This is a genomic window from Mycobacterium sp. IDUB_5, from assembly GCF_055419565.1.
Map to the genome: position 1 here is coordinate 850,763 of NZ_JBVAXX010000001.1, position 14,676 is coordinate 865,438.

Sequence of the window (14,676 nt, forward strand, 5' to 3'; positions counted from 1 at the left end):
CGCTACTGGCTGAGCGGTGGAAGAACACCCATCTGAGTCAGCACGGCGGCCATGTCGAAGTAGACCTTCTCGCACAACAGTCGATCGCCGTCGAACTCGAAGATCCCCACTATCGGAATCTCAACGCGGCGTCCGGTTGGGGGGATGCCGGCCCATTCGCCGTCGTGGGTTCCGGTGATCCGTCCCTCACCGAATACGGCGTCGTCGGCATGACGCATTGTGCCGATCTCGGCGTGCAAGTCGGGGAGACCGGCCATGAAACCCTCGAGGAGCTCTCGAACAGCATCGCCACCGTCGCTCGGAACGCCGTTCACTTCGTACCGTGCGTGGTGAAAGGTAGCTATCGTCGCCTCGACATCGTGTCGGTTCTCTGCCTCTGCGTGCTCGTTCACGATGTCCTCGCGGCGCTGCCGAAGGCTGGTGGTGTCGCTGACCGTTGTCATGGAGGCCTCCTCCTGAAGAATTGACCTCATGGTCAACGTAGTGACTGTAGGCCGCCCCTGAGTCTCGGGAGTGCTATTGCCGTTCTCCGCTCTTGCTCGGTGATTCACACCCCGCCCGCGAAAGTGCGCTCTCGGTAGCTGCACAGCTACCGCCACTACCGAGGAGGCACTCTCGCGACACCGAGCTCAGTCGATGGCGAGCGGGAGCCGCACCTCGAAGCGCGCGCCCGTCGGCAGATTGTGCGCCGACAGCGTGCCGCGGTGTGCCTGCACCAGCCCGGCCGCGATCGCCAGGCCCAGCCCGGAGCCGCTCGGCAGTGACGAGTCGGCGCGTGGCACTCGGCTGTTCGATCCGCGATAGGCGACGTCGAAGACGCGCGGCAGGTCCGCCTCGTCGATGCCCACGCCCGTGTCGTCGACCCGAGCCCATGCGCTGTTCTCGTCGGCGCCCAACGCGAGCTCGACCCTGCCGCCTTCGGGCGTGTGCGCGATCGCGTTCGCCACCAGGTTCGACAGCACCCGCACCAGCGCCCGGTCGCTGCCGACCACCCGCACCGGCTCCTCGGGCAGGTTCGCCTCCAAATGAACCCCGGCGCGTTCGGCCGCGATGCGGTGCGCGGCCAGCACGTCGTCGACGACCTCGTCCAGGGCCACCTTGTCGAACGACGGCGTCAGCGCGCCGGCGTTGATCTTCGACATCTCGAACAGGTCGTCGACCATCTCGGACAGCCGCACCGACTCGTGCTCGATGTGTTTTGCGTGCACGCGCACCTCGTCGTCGGGGACCACGCCGTCGGCGATGGCTTCCGACACGGCACGGATTCCGGCCAGCGGTGTGCGCAGGTCATGGCTGACGAACGCGACGAGCCGGCGCCGGGAGTGCTCGGCGGCGCGTTCGGAGTCGCGGATCTCGGCCTCCCACACCGTTCGTCTGGCCTGGTAGCGGCCCAGCATCACGGCGGCGGGGATCGTCACGACGGAGACGATGACCAGCACCATCACGGTGCGCTCGAACGTCTCGGTGATCATGAATCCGCTGGCACCGATCACCCCGGCCAACGTCGCGAGTACCGGGATGAGCACGAGCACGACCATGCTGACGGCCAGCGACCACGTTCGCGCCAACCGGATCACCGCAGCTCCGATCAGGACCACCGGCACCGAGCATGCCAAGGCCCAACCGACGATCTCCCAGAATTCAGTCGTCGGCACCCGGTGCTCCGGCGCTCGCCTCGGAGCCTTCGGAGGCCCACATGTAGCCGCGACCCCACACCGTCTGCACCCGGTGGCGGTCGCCGAGCTTGGACCGCAGCCGCTTGACGTGCACGGTCACCGTCGAGAGGTCACCGAAGTCCCAATGCCACACCTGCTTGAGCAGGTCTTCGCGGGTGAAGACGTTGTCGGTGTGGGTGAGGAAGAACAGTAGGAGGTCGAATTCTCGGTTGGTGAGGCTGACGGGTTTGCCCGCTGAGCTGACGGTGCGCGACGCGGTCGACACGGTCAGCTCTCCCGCTCGCAGCTCCATCGGCAGCACACCCGGGGCCGCGGGGGCGCGGCGCAGCACCGAGCGCACCCGAAGCGCGAGCTCACGCGGACTGAAGGGTTTCGTCAGGTAATCGTCGGCGCCCGCCTCGAGCCCCGCGATGCGGTCGTCCTCTTCGCCGAGCGCGGTCAGCAGGATCACCGGCACGGCATAACCGCCGCGTTTGCGCAGGTTACGGCACAAGGACAGACCGTCCGGGCCGGGCATCATCACGTCCAGTACGGCCACGTCGATGCGCTGGGAGCCGAGGAGTCGCAGGGCCTCCGTGCCGTCGTGCGCGGTCGACACATCGAGGCCATCGCGCTCGAGGTAGCGGCGCACGACATCGCGGACGACGTCGTCGTCGTCGGCGATCAGCACACGGGTCACCCCCCGAGGTTAGCCGCAGACCCCCACGACCTGCACCTATGTCATGGATTCGTCAGGCTTGCCACTCGCGCACGCCGTCCGCCTCGCCTAGCGTTGCGAAACATGCCCGTCTGTCCCGTCACGGTGGTGCTCCCGTGCCTCAACGAGGCAGAGTCACTGCCGGGGGTGTTGGCGGCTGTACCTGCGGGGTATCGGGCTGTCGTGGTGGACAACAACAGCACCGATGGGACCGCGCTGGTGGCGCGTCGATACGGCGCCGCCGTCGTTGCCGAGACCACGCCGGGATACGGCGCGGCCGTGCACGCGGGGGTCGAGGCGGCGGAGACGCCGCTCGTGGCTGTGCTCGACGGCGATGGTTCGCTGGACCCGCAGGACCTTCCCGCCCTCGTCGAGGACGTCGAGCGGGGCGCCGACATGGCGATCGGCCGGCGCCGCGCCACTCCCGGGCTGACGTGGCCGTGGCACGCGCGCCTCGGCACCACGGCGGTCTGCTGGCGGCTCCGCAGCCGCTATGGCCTGCCGGTTCACGACATCGCGCCGATGCGGGTGGCGCGCCGCGACGCGCTGCTCGGGCTGGGTGTCGCCGATCGCCGGTCGGGCTATCCGCTCGAGTTGTTGGTGAAGGCGGCGCAGGCGGGCTGGACCGTCGTCGAACGTGACGTTGCCTACGGCCCCCGCACGGGCGGCACCTCGAAGGTGAGCGGCTCGATGCGCGGCAGCGCCATCGCCGCGCTGGACTTCATGAAGGTGATCCGGTGAGCCGCACGTGTCTGCTCGTGGTGGCCAAGGCTCCGGTGCCGGGGTTGGCGAAGACCCGGCTGGCCGCCACCGTCGGTGACGCCACGGCTGCCGAGATCGCCGCGGCGGCGCTGCTGGACACCCTCGACGCCGTGGCGGGCACCTCCTCCGATGCTCGGGTGGTTGCGATGACCGGCGATCTCGACGCCGCGGCCCGTTCCGCGGAGATCCGTTCGCGGCTCCGCGATTTCGTCGTGGTGCCCCAGCGCGGAGACGGCTTCGCCGATCGGCTCGCCAACGCCCACATCGACGCCGCGGAGGCCACGGGGGCGACCGCGGTGGTGCAGATCGGGATGGACACGCCGCAGGTGACACCGCATCTGTTGGCCGAGTGCGTGCAGGGATTGACCGACGACGACGCCGTGCTGGGCATGGCCCGCGACGGTGGCTGGTGGGTGCTGGGTGTGCGGGCCGCCTCCTATGCCGAGTGTCTGCGTGGGGTGCCGATGTCGGCGCCCGACACGGGTGCCGTAACTCTGGCCGCGCTGAGGGACACCGGATTATCCGTAGGCCTTGTCCCCGAACTCGCCGACGTCGACACGATCGACGACGTCGAGGCGGTGCGCAGAGCCTGCCCGGTGGGCTCGCGGTTCAGCCGGATCACTGCGACGGTGGAGGCCTGATGTTCGGACAGCTCTACGACCGAGCCCTGACCGGGGAACGATGTTGGGTGCGCCGCGACGACGGGCGGGTGAGCCGGTTGCCGGTGCACAGCTGGTTGGGCGGCAGGCACGCCGACGACCGGTTCGACACCGCGGTCGTCGACATGTGCGAGGGTCCGACGATCGATTTGGGTTGTGGGCCAGGGCGTTTGGTGTCGCATCTGGTGCAGCGCGGCGTGCCGGCGCTTGGCGTCGATCTGTCAGCCACCGCTGTCGCGCTGGCTCGCAGCAGCGGTGCGCCCGCGCTGCATCGGGACCTGTTCGAGCCGCTCCCCGGAACGGGCCGCTGGCAGACCGTGCTGCTGGCCGACGGCAACGTCGGGCTCGGCGGCGATCCGGTGAAGGTTCTCAGCCGCGCGGCGGAGTTGCTGCGCAGCGGCGGCCAGTGTCTGGTCGAATTCGATTCCGCAGCAATCGGAATCGACGTCGGATGGGTGCGTCTGGAGTCATCGCGCACGATCGGCCCGTGGTTCAAGTGGGCGTCGGTCGGTATCGACAGCATGCCCGCGCTGGCTGCCGAGGTGGGGCTCGCGGTCGCGGGCATCCGCCACATCGGCACGAGGGTGGTCGCCACCCTCGCCGCAGCGTGACCCGCACCTCGACTCTGCGCGGCACCGCGATCACCGCCAGGGTCGGGCTGGCTCTCGGTGTGGCCGTGGGGATCTGCTTCCTCACCGGCCTGATCAGCCACTTCATCCAACATCCCCAGCCCTGGTTCTGGTGGCCCACCCGACCGGTGTGGCTGTATCGCGTCACGCAGGGTCTGCACGTCGCCAGCGGTATCGCCGCCATCCCCCTGCTCGTGGTCAAGCTGTGGTCGGTGTGGCCGAAGCTGTTCGAGCGGCCGCTGCTCGGTGGCCCGGTCCGTGCCCTGGAACGGCTCTCCATCCTCGTGCTGGTCGCATCGATGATCTTCCAGTTGAGCACCGGGCTGCTCAACACCGCGCAATGGTATGTGTTCGGATTCTTCTTCACCACAGCCCATTACGCGGTCGCCTACGTCGCGATCGGCGCGGTCGTGGTGCACATCGGGGTCAAGCTGCCGGTGATCCGGCGCGCGCTCGGTGAGCCTCTCGACGATCCGGTCGCGCGCGGCCAGGGCCCGTCCCGGCGCGCGGTACTGGTCGGGACGTGGCTGGCGGTGGCGGCGGCTACCGTCGTCACGGTGGGCCAGACGGTTCCGCTGCTGCGCCGTGTCTCGGTGCTGGCGCCGCGTTCGGGCCAAGGGCCACAAGGTGTTCCCGTGAACCGCTCGGCGATCGCGGCGGGCGTGATCGCCGGGGCCCGCTCACCCGAGTACCGGCTGACCGTCGTCAACGGCTCCCGCAGCCGTCAGTTCAGCGTCGCCGAGCTCGCCGCACTGCCTCAGAGCACGCACCGGTTGCCGATCGCGTGCGTGGAGGGGTGGAGCGCCGACGCGGAGTGGACCGGGGTGGTGCTCGCGCAGCTGCTCGCCGCGGTCGGCGCGGCACCGGACTCCGACGTTCGGATGATCTCGCTGGAAGGCCCGGGGCCGTACTCGCGCACCGTGCTCCCGGCCCGCCATGCGCGCGACGACATGACGCTGATCGCGCTGCGGTTGAACGGTGAGACGTTGAACCTGGACCACGGCTATCCGTGCCGATTGATCGCACCGTCGAGACCCGGTGTGCTGCAGACGAAATGGCTGACCCGCATCGAGGTGGTGCCGTGACGGTCATACGCGCTGTGCTGGTTGCCGCGGGACTGGCGCTCGCGGCCTACGGGGCGCTCCTACTGGTCGACGATCCGCCGGTGGTGCTGATGCGGATCGCGATCTGGGCGGCGGCCGGGGTGATACTGCATGACTTCGTGTTCGCGCCGGCGTGCGCGGCGCTGGGTTTCGCGGCACGACGACTGGTGCCTGCCGGCTGGCGCGCACCGGTGGCCGTCGCCGCCCTGTGCAGCGTGGTGCTGGCACTGTTGGCGGTGCCGGTGTACGACAAGCCGGGCATGCGACCGGACAACACGACGGTGCTCGACCGCGACTACGTGCCCGGGTTCTGGATCGCGCTGGCTGTGGTCTGGGCGTGCGTGCCGCTCTGCGTCCTCTGGCAGCGGTTTCGCGCGCAGCGGGTCCTACCAGTTCGTCAGGATCAGGTGGTTGATGGCCAGCGCGCCGATCACGTTGAGCGCCAACCACCATCGGTGTGAGCGTCGCGGGAGCAGAGCCGCCGCAGCCACCAACCACACCATGAACGGCAACCAGATGCGTTCGGTCTCGGCCTTGCTGAGCCGGGACAGGTCGGCTGCCACGATGGCCAGTAGCGCGCCGAAGACCACCAGGTGCACTCCGCTGCGGTGCCGCAACGCCGTCAGATCGACGATCCGGCTCAGCCCTGCCACGCTACCGAGCCCGATCGCACACACCACCGCCGCCAGGTTGGCCCAGCCCCAGTACGCGAACGGCCGGTCGTTGGCGATGCCCTGCCAATAGCGTTCCTGTACAAGGTGGTACCCGTCGAGCCACCAGAATCCGGCGGCGGCGAAGATCCCGACCACCAGCAGCGCGGCGAGCACCGCAGGCACCAGCGCGGTCAGCAGCGAGCGCCGGCTGCGCGCACTGATCAGCACTGCGACTGCGGGCAGCGCCATCAACCCCAGCCCGTAATTGCAGAAGATGCCCCAGCCGAGCAGCAGCCCAGCTCCCGCCGCGGCTACGACGGGCCACCGCGCCGAGCCGGTGACGGCGAGGGCCAGCAAGGCGATGCCCCAGGCGGCGACCCCGGCGAAGTAGCCGTCGGCCGAGACCGCGATCCAGATCGCCGTCGGTGCGACCGCCACGAACGGGGCGGCCCGGCGCGCGGTGTCCTCGTCGCTCAGCGCGCGCACCGCTACGACAATCGCGGCCGCGGCGCTGGAGCCGGCCAGCAGGCACAGCAGCCCGGCCCACCCTCCGCCGCCGAGCCCGATGCGATCCAGCCACACGAAGGTCAGCAGGGCACCGGGGGGATGCCCGGAGACGTGGGTGATCCAGGAGTCCGGTTGGTAGTCCAGGATTCGACTGGCGAAGGTGCGGACCGCCTCGCCGACGTCGTCGATCGTCGGCACCTGGCGCAGGTACTCGTGGCGGGCGGTCAGCCGTCCCGCGAATCCGCGCTGCCAGCCGTCCACCATGGCCAGGCTGAATGCCCACGCGCACGACGTCGCCCACGCCGCCCACGGCACCGCGCGCCACGGCAGCCGCGCGGCCAGCGCCTGTCCCCACAGCACAGCGGCCAGACCGATCGCGACCGCCGGAATCGTGCCCGGCCCCACGTGGGCGTTCCACCACCCGAAGATGGGTGCTGTGTCGGCGAAGTCGCGGAACCGGTCCGGGCTCGCGTTGAGCAACGGTGTCACCACGGGGAGGTGCAGGCGCGGCACGACGAACGCCGCCGCCACGAGGACCACTGCGACGGTGACGGCCACTGCTTCTCTGCGAGTCACAGACATCCCCGACAGCCTAGGGACCGCGACCTGATGCAGGTCTGACGTGTCGATGACAACGGTTTGAGGTCGCGCTCCGGCGGGGTAATCGGCCCTGCTGCGCATGTGCACGCGCGGTGATGTGTGCGGGATTACACCGATCCGGCATTCGGATCGAACCCCGAGCCACGACTGAAGACGTGTACGAACACTGACACATCACCGTAGGAGGACCATCATGACCACCCCGACCACCACCGTTGCCAAGGCCAGCTCCGGCCCGCTGGTGACCACCCAGGGCAGCACCACCATCGCCAACGTCGTGGTGTCGAAGATCGCCGGCCTCGCGGCGCGCGAAGTGCACGGCGTGCACGACCTCGGCGGGAACGCCAGCCGCGCCGTTGGCGCGCTGCGCGACCGCATCCCCGGCGCATCCACCAACTACTCCCAGGGCGTCTCGGTGGAGGTGGGGGAGAAGCAGGCCGCGGTCGACCTCGACATCGTCGCCGAGTACGGCGTCTCGATCTCCGACGTGGCAGCGGGTATCCGCCGTAACGTCATCGCCGCACTGGAGCGCATGACGGGCTTGGAGGTCGTCGAGGTCAACATCACCGTCCACGACATCCACGTGCCCGACGAGGACGGAGACGACACCGAGGACCGCTCGGGCCGGGTCGAGTGACCGACCACCCGACGACGTACGGCAGAGGAGAGAAACGATGACCACAGCAACAGTCGGCATGCTCGCCGGGGTGCTTCTCGGGGTGGCCGCTGCGGCCGGCGGATTCACCGGCTTCCTCATCGCGCTCGTGCTCGGCGCGATCGGTTACGTGATCGGCGGCCAGCGCGACGGCGAGTTCGACGTGACGACTTGGCTGCAGGGCCGGGGCCGTGGCTGAGACCACGGCGGCCGTCGTCGACGAGGCGGCTGCGGTCACCGATCCCGGTGATCGCGGCAGCCTCCGGGTCCGCGACCGCGCGATCGAGCACCTGGTGGAGGCTGCCGTGCTGACCACCCCCGGGGTGCGGCGGCACGGGAAAGTGTTGAGCAATCTCGTCGGCCACGACCTTCCGCGCGTCGACGCCGTCGTCGCGGGCGACCACGTCCGCACCGCGGTCGAGGTCGCCGCCGAATGGGGCCGGCCGCTGGCCGCGCTGTCGGCGGATGCGCGCGGTCGCATCACGACGGCGTTGCGCGACCACGCCGGATTGACGGTCGACGGCGTCACGGTGCACGTGGCGACGATCGTGCCACCCAGTACCGAGAGGAAACTGTCATGACCACGGCTGAAATGGCCGAGAAGGCTCAGACGACGCGAGAAAGCCAGGCACCGCAACAATTGTCGGTGCGTGCGGCACCCGTTCCGCTCGCCGCGGCGGGAGCGAGCAAGGTCGCGGTTCTGTTGGCCATCCTGCTCGCCGCACTTGGTGTGGTCGCCGTCCGCGACGCCGTCGTGGGATTGGGCTGGGCCTCGGGGTCGACGTGGTCGCCAGCTGTCGCAGGCGCCGTCGACGGCTTCGAACCCGCAGCGTGGGTGACGGTTGCCGGCGCCGCGGCGGTCCTCCTCGGTCTCGTCGTGGCGGCGGTCGCACTGGCACCGCGCCGCCGCACCGCGGTGGCCGTCACCGCCCAGACACCCATCTACCTGACTGTGGACGGCATCGCCGCGCTGGCGGGGGCCGCGGCCCGCGACGTCGCCGGTGTGGTCGACGCGCGTGCCACGTCATCCCGGCGACGAGTCGTCGTGCGCTGCCGCGTCACCCGTGACGACAGTGGTGCGATGCGTGGGACCATCACCGACGCGGTGACACGCAGTCTCGCTGCGCTGCAGAGCCCGCCGCGCGTCGTCGTCCGCACCCGAACAGAGGAGATCTCATGACTCGCGCCGCTGTCGCGTTCGACCGCGCCGTGACCCTTCTGACAGGCATCGGCCTCGTGGCGCTCGGTTTGGCCGCCGTCGCCTGGGTCCAAGGGGATCTGGGCGCCAGCGGCGCCCTCCGGACGCCGCTGCCGGGCTGGACGTCGGCCTCCTGGTGGCCGTGGGCACTCGGCGGTGCCGGCATCGTGGCGATCCTGCTGGCACTGCGCTGGCTCGCCGCCCATCGCTGGCCGCCCAAGGCCGCCCGGGTCGATCTGACGGGTGACGCCACCGCGACCGCCGACGCCACCTCCGTGGCCTCGGCTGCCGCTGACGCGTTGGCCGCCGACCCCGCGGTCACGAAGGCATCCGGCAGCGCCACGCTCGATCGCGGGCGACCCACCGTCACGCTGACCGCGCGCGTCCCCGCCCGGTCCGGTCTCTCCGCTGCCATCGTCGCAGCAGACGACACCGCCCGCACCGCCGCGGCGATGCTCGGCGACAGTGTCGCGATCCGCACCGTTCTGCGCGTCGACACCAAGGCCGGAACTGTCGTGCGATGACGACTGACGAGCAGACGAGTGCCGTCCTCGAGCCGGGTGTGACGTGCTGGCGCACAGAGCGCGCCGGTAGTTTCAGCCGGCTCGTCGACGGTGCGGATTACCTCTACTACGTCAAAGAGGCGATGCTGAACGCGCGGCGGCGGATCATGCTGATCGGCTGGGATCTGGACGCGCGCACGGCTTTCGAGCCCACCGGTTCCACATTGAGCGGCCCTGACACTCTCGGGCTGTTTCTGACCTGGCTCGTGTGGCGACGCCCCGAGCTCGAGGTCTACCTGCTCAAGTCCAACTTGAACCTGCTGCCCGCACTGGACCAGTTCTGGTTCGGTCTCACCCCCGTCTCGCTGGTCAATCGATTCACGTTGCCGCGCATGCACTTCGCGGTCGACGGCGCGCGGCCCACCGGCGCCGTGCACCATCAGAAGATCGTCGTGATCGACGATGCGGTCGCGTTCTGCGGCGGCATCGATCTGACGCTGGGCCGCTGGGACAGGCGCGACCACGCCCGCCACGACCGTGGCCGTTCCTCGGCAGGACACACCTACGGACCTCGTCACGAGGTCGCGGCCGTGGTCGACGACGCCGCGGCGCGGGTGTTGGCCGAACAGGCCAGACAGCGGTGGCGCGATGCGACGGGCACCGAGCTCGAACCGGTGGCCCCCGTGGGGCCGACGTGGCCGCGGGGGCTGCGCCCCGACGTCCGCGACGTCGACGTCGCGGTCGCCCGCACCCTTCCGTCCTTCGGGGCGCGGGCGGAAGTCCGTGAGGTCGAGGCCCTCAATCTCGCCGCGATCGCCAGCGCCCGCTCCGTGATCTATTTGGAGAACCAGTATCTCGCGTCCCGGCGCCTGGCCGACGCGCTCGCAGCCAGGCTCCGCGAACCCGACGGCCCCGAGGTGGTGATCGTCCTGCCGCGCAGCTCGGAGAGCCGTCTCGAGCAGGAGTCGATGGACAGCGCCCGCGAGCGACTACTGCGCAAGCTGTGGAAAGCCGACGAGCACAACCGATTCGGCGTCTACTGGCCGGTGACCACCGGTGGCATGCCTGTCTACGTGCACTCGAAGGTGATGGTGATCGACGACCGACTGTTGCGGATCGGCTCGTCGAATCTGAACAACCGATCGCTGGGCTTCGACAGTGAATGTGACGTGGCCATCGAAGCAGGGGAACGTACCGACGTGGCGCACGAGATCCTGCTCGCGCGAGACGATCTCGTCGCCGAACATCTCGGAGTGTCGGTCACCGATTTCCGCCGGGAGCTGGAGCGCCGCGGCTCGTTCCTGGCCACCGTCGACGCCCTGCGCAGCACGGGTCGTTCGCTGCGGTCTTTCACCCGGTTCATGATCTCGCGCGACGCCGGACCCCTCGGCGAGAACGACCTGATGGACCCCGATCACGTGCCTCCCTCACTTCTCGAAGGGCTGGCCAGCCTGGTGACCGGACTGGTGCTGTGGCCCGTTGCTCGCGCCTACCCGAACATCGTGTCGCACATCACCTCCTGGGCGCGTACGGAATCCGACTTTGCAGACGACCAACTGATGTCAGCGCCCACAGGGGGCGCTCATCACGAGAAAGGGTGAAACGACATGGGTTTCATCGACAAGGCCAAGAACGCCGCTGAAGACGCCATCGGCAAGGGCAAGGAAGTGATCGGCGACGTCACCGGCAACGACGACCTGAAGGCCGAAGGCAAGAAGGATCAGGGCGTCTCGGGCGCCAAGAAGGTCGGCGAGAACATCAAGGACAAGCTGAGCTAATCGCCGACGGTGAATCGACGGATGAGTTCGCGTCTGTCGATCTTGCCGATACCGCGCCGCGGCAGCTCGGCGACGACGTGCACCTCGCGGGGTGCCGCCGTCGCCGGTAGTTCCGCTGCGACATGCGAACGCAACTCGGGCAGCGTGATCGTCGCCCCGTCCTTCACGACGACGGCGGCGACGACACGCTGACCCAGTCTTTCGTCGGTCATCCCGAACACCGCGCATTCGGCCACCGCGGGGTGGCTCGCCACGGCTGCTTCCACGATCCCCGGCAACACTGTCAGGCCGCCGGTGCTGATCGCGTCGTCCACGCGGCCCAACACTCTCAACACCCCCGAATCATCGAGTGCACCAATGTCATCCGTGCGGAACCATCCCGGGTCGGCGAACGGGTCGGGTGAGATCGGATTGCGGTAGCCGAGCGCCACCGTCGGGCCGCCCAGGGAGATGCGGCCGGATTCGTCGAGGGCCACCTGCACCCCGCCCAGGGGCACACCGTCGTACACGCAACCGCCCGCAGTCTCGCTCATCCCGTAGGTGCGGATCGTCGGAACACCTGCCGCTGAGGCTTTTTCGGCGACCGAGGCGGGCATCGGACCGCCGCCGATCAGCACCGCGTCCAGCGATGCCAGCGCATCGGCGGCCGCCGGGTCGTCCAGCGCCTTGGTCAACTGGGCGGCCACCAGCGAGGCATAGCGGCGACCCGGGCCCATCGCTGAGATCGCCTGCGCCAGGTCGGCAGGCGGCGCACCGGCGGGAACCGAGACCGGCGTCGTCCCGGCCACCGCGCTGCGTACGAGGACCTGGAATCCGGCCACGTGATAGGCGGGCAGGGCCAGCAGCCACCGTCCGGGCCCACCGAGCCTCTCGTGGGTGGCGTGCGCGCTGGCCAGCAGGGCCGACACACTCAGCTGGGCGCCCTTCGGGGTGCCGGTCGTGCCGGATGTCGACAGCACCGCCGCCACCGCGTCGTCGATCTCCTCACCGGCGCGCAGCGCGCCGGCGATCATCGCGGACTGTTCCGGGTCGTCGGCGGGGACGGGCAGCAGGCTCGCGCGGCCGCCCAGCGCCGTTTCGACGTCAGGCAGGGCGGCCAGCGCGGCGGCGCCGGACGCCACGGTGAGCGTGCGCAGCGTGGCTATGGGGTGTCCTCGCTGTCGCGGGGATCGTCGAGCGGCCAGCCCTGCGCGGCGAGCCGCTCACGCACCCGCTCGACATCCTCGGGCGAGGGGAGCTCGTCGGTGATCTGGGTGATCAACACCCCGATGTCGACAGTGTCGATGCCGGACGGCGCAGAGGCAGATGCGCCGAAATCAGCGTCCGCGGTCAGGGCGGCCACCACGGCTTTGACTTCGTCGTCGGTGAGGCGCCGCCGCAGCAGGGCCAGCAGCGGCACCCGATCAGCACCTGGCACGCCTTCGGGATAGCCGGCCGCGATCCACGCCACGATCTTGGCCAGGAATTTGGTCAACGTCTCATCTCCCGTGCAGACGTCGGGGCGAAGTGCCCTCGGCAGCTCGATAGTAGCCCCGGGCCCCGTGCGAGGGCGTTCGGCGACGCTGCGGCACAACGGCTGCCGGCTCAGAGATGAACATCAGATGAACACCTGGCCTGCTGTGGAAAAAGTGCCATGTGGCCCCCCGGATTCGGGCCCATGTCGATTAGTCAAAAACGCTTATGGGCCAGCAGAATCATGGTCATGAGCGGAGAGCTGATCATCCTCGTGCTGTTGATTGCCACGGCGCTGGCATTCGACTTCACGAACGGGTTCCACGACACCGGAAACGCGATGGCGACGTCTATCGCCACCGGTGCTCTCAAGCCCAAGACCGCGGTCATCCTGGCCGGGGTGCTGAACCTCGTCGGTGCGTTCCTGTCCGTCGAGGTCGCGATCACGGTCACGACGTCCGTGCTCAAGATCCAGGACAGCAAGACCGGATCGTTGGTGTCGGGCATCGATGCCTCCACCGGGCTGACCATCATCTTCGCCGGCCTCATCGGCGGCATCCTGTGGAACCTGCTCACGTGGCTGTTCGGCATCCCGTCGAGCTCGTCGCACGCGTTGTTCGGCGGCCTCATCGGCGCCGGCCTCGCCGCCCTCGGCACCTCCGGGGTCAACTGGAGCGGCGTGATCAGCAAGGTCGTCATCCCCGCTCTCGCCGCCCCGTTCATCGCCGGCCTCGTCGCCGCATGCGGCACCTGGATCGTCTACCGCCTCACCCGCAACGTCGCGAAGAAGCGTCGCGAGGAAGGGTTCCGCTGGGGCCAGATCGCCACCGCCTCGCTCGTCGCTCTGGCGCACGGCACCAACGACGCGCAGAAGACGATGGGCGTCATCGCGCTCGCGCTGATCACCACCGGCCACCTCACCGGCAACGTGAAGGAGGACGGCCTGCCGTTCTGGATCATCGCGTCGTGCGCGCTGGCCATCGGCCTGGGCACCTACATCGGCGGCTGGCGGGTCATCCGCACGCTCGGCAAGGGCCTCGTCGAGATCGAGTCGCCGCAGGGGCTGGCCGCCGAGGCGTCGTCGGCCGCGATCATCCTGTCCTCGAGTGCGGCGGGCATGGCCCTGTCCACGACTCACGTCGCGACGGGATCGATTCTGGGCAGCGGCGTCGGCAAGCCGGGCGCGCAGGTGCGCTGGGCGGTCGCCGGCCGGATGGCCACCGCATGGCTGATCACGCTGCCGGCCGCCGGCATCGTCGGCGCGCTGTCCTTCTGGCTGTCGCACATCGTCGAAAACGTCACCGGCAACGCACTCGCCGGTGACGGCCTGATCTTCGTCATCCTGGTGGCCCTCTCCGGCTACATGTACTGGCGGGCACAGCAGCAGAAGGTCAACCACCACAACGTCAACGCCGACTGGGACGAGTCCACCAACTCGGTGGTCCCCGCTGACGCACGCGACTTCACAGCATCCGCCGAGAAGCCCGCGGCGTCGGTCTAGAGCTAAGGAACGCACATGTCCTACCTGGAAGCCATCCTCAAGGTGCTCGCCGTGGGTCTCGTCCTCGGTGCCGGCCTGCCCGCGCTGTTCGCCGTCGGGCTGGTCGCCTACTCCCGCGGAGCCGGAGGGGCCGAGGCAGACGGAACGGTCGACGCCCCCAACCCCGCGCTGAAGGCCCTCGGCCTGCTGCTGTTCGCCTTCGTCGCCGCCGTGATCCTGATCGGCATCCTCTACATCACCAAGGGCACCATCAACCACCACTTCGGGTTCAACCCCGTTCCCTTCCTCCCCGGAAAGTGAGCT

20 protein-coding genes are annotated in these 14,676 nt (G+C 69.3%); 14 read left to right on the forward strand and 6 right to left on the reverse strand.

Translation table 11 applies throughout. From position 1 onward, the window contains the following. Window positions 1–2 precede the first annotated feature (2 nt). The 3 genes from ACZY1G_RS04195 to ACZY1G_RS04205 form a co-directional block, all read right to left on the reverse strand. Complete coding sequence (locus ACZY1G_RS04195) at window positions 3–443, reverse strand: ester cyclase (protein WP_463813763.1); 441 nt, start codon at window positions 441–443, stop codon at window positions 3–5. Between the two features lie 186 nt (window positions 444–629). Continuing rightward, window positions 630–1,655, reverse strand: a complete 1,026-nt coding sequence (locus tag ACZY1G_RS04200; RefSeq protein WP_463813764.1) for a sensor histidine kinase — start codon at window positions 1,653–1,655, stop codon at window positions 630–632. After that, window positions 1,642–2,355, reverse strand: a complete 714-nt coding sequence (locus ACZY1G_RS04205) for a response regulator transcription factor (protein WP_463813765.1) — start codon at window positions 2,353–2,355, stop codon at window positions 1,642–1,644. The genes ACZY1G_RS04200 and ACZY1G_RS04205 overlap by 14 nt, the downstream gene beginning before the upstream one ends. Window positions 2,356–2,457: 102 nt before the next feature. Here ACZY1G_RS04205 and ACZY1G_RS04210 point away from each other — a divergent pair, with 102 nt between their 5' ends. Genes ACZY1G_RS04210 through ACZY1G_RS04230 form a run of 5 tightly spaced genes read left to right on the forward strand, consistent with a single transcriptional unit; the run spans window position 2,458 to window position 5,987 of the window. Next, window positions 2,458–3,114: a glycosyltransferase family 2 protein gene (locus ACZY1G_RS04210; protein ID WP_463821671.1), complete on the forward strand. Its 657-nt coding sequence runs from the start codon at window positions 2,458–2,460 to the stop codon at window positions 3,112–3,114. Beyond that, window positions 3,111–3,776 carry a TIGR04282 family arsenosugar biosynthesis glycosyltransferase gene (locus tag ACZY1G_RS04215; RefSeq protein WP_463813767.1) on the forward strand — a complete coding sequence of 222 codons (666 nt, stop codon included), beginning with the start codon at window positions 3,111–3,113 and terminating at the stop codon, window positions 3,774–3,776. Before ACZY1G_RS04210 ends, ACZY1G_RS04215 begins: the two co-directional genes overlap by 4 nt. Further along, complete coding sequence (locus ACZY1G_RS04220) at window positions 3,776–4,405, forward strand: methyltransferase domain-containing protein (protein WP_463813768.1); 630 nt, start codon at window positions 3,776–3,778, stop codon at window positions 4,403–4,405. The genes ACZY1G_RS04215 and ACZY1G_RS04220 overlap by 1 nt, the downstream gene beginning before the upstream one ends. Next, the gene (locus ACZY1G_RS04225; protein ID WP_463821672.1) at window positions 4,402–5,508 is read left to right on the forward strand and encodes a molybdopterin-dependent oxidoreductase; all 1,107 of its coding nucleotides are present in this window, start codon (window positions 4,402–4,404) and stop codon (window positions 5,506–5,508) included. Before ACZY1G_RS04220 ends, ACZY1G_RS04225 begins: the two co-directional genes overlap by 4 nt. Beyond that, on the forward strand, window positions 5,505–5,987 hold the full coding sequence (locus ACZY1G_RS04230; RefSeq protein ID WP_463821673.1) for a hypothetical protein: 483 nt from the start codon (window positions 5,505–5,507) through the stop codon (window positions 5,985–5,987). Before ACZY1G_RS04225 ends, ACZY1G_RS04230 begins: the two co-directional genes overlap by 4 nt. Here the strand turns inward: ACZY1G_RS04230 and ACZY1G_RS04235 are convergent. After that, complete coding sequence (locus ACZY1G_RS04235) at window positions 5,913–7,268, reverse strand: hypothetical protein (protein ID WP_463821674.1); 1,356 nt, start codon at window positions 7,266–7,268, stop codon at window positions 5,913–5,915. The two genes, ACZY1G_RS04230 and ACZY1G_RS04235, sit on opposite strands and share 75 nt — an antisense overlap. 211 nt (window positions 7,269–7,479) lie before the next feature. On the opposite strand from ACZY1G_RS04235, the gene ACZY1G_RS04240 reads away from it, so the two are divergent. The 7 genes from ACZY1G_RS04240 to ACZY1G_RS04270 are packed head-to-tail and all read left to right on the forward strand — an operon-like array spanning window position 7,480 to window position 11,420. Next, complete coding sequence (locus tag ACZY1G_RS04240; protein WP_463821675.1) at window positions 7,480–7,923, forward strand: Asp23/Gls24 family envelope stress response protein; 444 nt, start codon at window positions 7,480–7,482, stop codon at window positions 7,921–7,923. 37 nt (window positions 7,924–7,960) lie between these two features. After that, the gene (locus tag ACZY1G_RS04245) at window positions 7,961–8,140 is read left to right on the forward strand and encodes a hypothetical protein (RefSeq protein ID WP_221361402.1); all 180 of its coding nucleotides are present in this window, start codon (window positions 7,961–7,963) and stop codon (window positions 8,138–8,140) included. Next, window positions 8,133–8,522: an Asp23/Gls24 family envelope stress response protein gene (locus ACZY1G_RS04250; protein WP_463821676.1), complete on the forward strand. Its 390-nt coding sequence runs from the start codon at window positions 8,133–8,135 to the stop codon at window positions 8,520–8,522. Before ACZY1G_RS04245 ends, ACZY1G_RS04250 begins: the two co-directional genes overlap by 8 nt. Then, complete coding sequence (locus ACZY1G_RS04255) at window positions 8,519–9,121, forward strand: DUF6286 domain-containing protein (protein WP_463821677.1); 603 nt, start codon at window positions 8,519–8,521, stop codon at window positions 9,119–9,121. The genes ACZY1G_RS04250 and ACZY1G_RS04255 overlap by 4 nt, the downstream gene beginning before the upstream one ends. Beyond that, window positions 9,118–9,663, forward strand: coding sequence for an Asp23/Gls24 family envelope stress response protein (locus ACZY1G_RS04260; RefSeq protein ID WP_463821678.1), 546 nt, complete (start codon window positions 9,118–9,120; stop codon window positions 9,661–9,663). Before ACZY1G_RS04255 ends, ACZY1G_RS04260 begins: the two co-directional genes overlap by 4 nt. After that, window positions 9,660–11,243 (forward strand): phospholipase D-like domain-containing protein, encoded by a 1,584-nt coding sequence (locus tag ACZY1G_RS04265; RefSeq protein WP_463821679.1) that lies wholly within the window; start codon window positions 9,660–9,662, stop codon window positions 11,241–11,243. Before ACZY1G_RS04260 ends, ACZY1G_RS04265 begins: the two co-directional genes overlap by 4 nt. 6 nt (window positions 11,244–11,249) lie before the next feature. Continuing rightward, window positions 11,250–11,420 (forward strand): CsbD family protein, encoded by a 171-nt coding sequence (locus ACZY1G_RS04270; RefSeq protein ID WP_463813777.1) that lies wholly within the window; start codon window positions 11,250–11,252, stop codon window positions 11,418–11,420. Here ACZY1G_RS04270 and menE read toward each other — a convergent pair. Next, entirely contained in the window at window positions 11,417–12,541 is a 1,125-nt protein-coding gene (menE, locus tag ACZY1G_RS04275; protein ID WP_463821680.1) for an o-succinylbenzoate--CoA ligase, read from the reverse strand. The two genes, ACZY1G_RS04270 and menE, sit on opposite strands and share 4 nt — an antisense overlap. A 20-nt stretch (window positions 12,542–12,561) precedes the next feature. Further along, a complete protein-coding gene (locus ACZY1G_RS04280) occupies window positions 12,562–12,894 on the reverse strand; it encodes a DUF3349 domain-containing protein (protein ID WP_463821681.1) in 333 nt (110 codons plus the stop codon). 228 nt (window positions 12,895–13,122) lie between these two features. Between ACZY1G_RS04280 and ACZY1G_RS04285 the strand changes: the two genes are divergently transcribed. Then, window positions 13,123–14,373 (forward strand): anion permease, encoded by a 1,251-nt coding sequence (locus ACZY1G_RS04285; protein WP_463821682.1) that lies wholly within the window; start codon window positions 13,123–13,125, stop codon window positions 14,371–14,373. 15 nt (window positions 14,374–14,388) lie between these two features. After that, window positions 14,389–14,673 carry a hypothetical protein gene (locus ACZY1G_RS04290; RefSeq protein ID WP_463813781.1) on the forward strand — a complete coding sequence of 95 codons (285 nt, stop codon included), beginning with the start codon at window positions 14,389–14,391 and terminating at the stop codon, window positions 14,671–14,673. Window positions 14,674–14,676: the final 3 nt, after the last annotated feature.

Bases quoted from the DNA above. Each gene is read 5' to 3' on its own strand.
- ACZY1G_RS04210 (WP_463821671.1), top strand. From the start codon at position 2,458: ATGCCCGTCTGTCCCGTCACGGTGGTGCTCCCGTGCCTCAACGAGGCA.
- ACZY1G_RS04240 (WP_463821675.1), top strand. From the start codon at position 7,480: ATGACCACCCCGACCACCACCGTTGCCAAGGCCAGCTCCGGCCCGCTG.
- ACZY1G_RS04285 (WP_463821682.1), top strand. From the start codon at position 13,123: ATGAGCGGAGAGCTGATCATCCTCGTGCTGTTGATTGCCACGGCGCTG.
- ACZY1G_RS04195 (WP_463813763.1), bottom strand. From the start codon at position 443: ATGACAACGGTCAGCGACACCACCAGCCTTCGGCAGCGCCGCGAGGAC.
- ACZY1G_RS04270 (WP_463813777.1), top strand. From the start codon at position 11,250: ATGGGTTTCATCGACAAGGCCAAGAACGCCGCTGAAGACGCCATCGGC.
- ACZY1G_RS04235 (WP_463821674.1), bottom strand. From the start codon at position 7,268: ATGTCTGTGACTCGCAGAGAAGCAGTGGCCGTCACCGTCGCAGTGGTC.
- ACZY1G_RS04255 (WP_463821677.1), top strand. From the start codon at position 8,519: ATGACCACGGCTGAAATGGCCGAGAAGGCTCAGACGACGCGAGAAAGC.
- ACZY1G_RS04220 (WP_463813768.1), top strand. From the start codon at position 3,776: ATGTTCGGACAGCTCTACGACCGAGCCCTGACCGGGGAACGATGTTGG.
- ACZY1G_RS04245 (WP_221361402.1), top strand. From the start codon at position 7,961: ATGACCACAGCAACAGTCGGCATGCTCGCCGGGGTGCTTCTCGGGGTG.
- ACZY1G_RS04290 (WP_463813781.1), top strand. From the start codon at position 14,389: ATGTCCTACCTGGAAGCCATCCTCAAGGTGCTCGCCGTGGGTCTCGTC.
- ACZY1G_RS04265 (WP_463821679.1), top strand. From the start codon at position 9,660: ATGACGACTGACGAGCAGACGAGTGCCGTCCTCGAGCCGGGTGTGACG.
- ACZY1G_RS04260 (WP_463821678.1), top strand. From the start codon at position 9,118: ATGACTCGCGCCGCTGTCGCGTTCGACCGCGCCGTGACCCTTCTGACA.